This is a genomic window from Borrelia persica No12 (assembly GCF_000500045.1).
Taxonomy (GTDB): Bacteria; Spirochaetota; Spirochaetia; order Borreliales; family Borreliaceae; genus Borrelia; species Borrelia persica.
Map to the genome: position 1 here is coordinate 1 of NZ_AYOT01000224.1, position 242 is coordinate 242.

Annotated in this window: 1 protein-coding gene; it reads right to left on the reverse strand. The window is 32.2% G+C overall.

What is annotated here, in order from left to right; genetic code table 11:
- Positions 1–242, reverse strand: a 242-nt coding sequence (locus tag U881_RS13395) for a hypothetical protein (protein WP_024654054.1), incomplete at both ends; no start/stop codon positions are given.

The window sequence follows — 242 nt, forward strand, 5'->3', positions numbered from 1 at the left end:
GAGGATGTTGTTTATGTTGAAGTTGCTGATTAGATTGAGGATATTGTTTATTTTGTGATTGTTGGACAGGTTGTTGTTGTTCTTTCTTGTTTTTCTGTTGTTGTGCAGTGTTTGTTAGATTTTGAGGATGTTGTTTATTTTGAGGTTGCTGATTAGATTGAGGATATTGTTTATTTTGTGTCTGTTGGACAGATTTTTGTTCTTTCTTATTATTCTGTTGTTGTGCAGCGTTTGTTAGATTT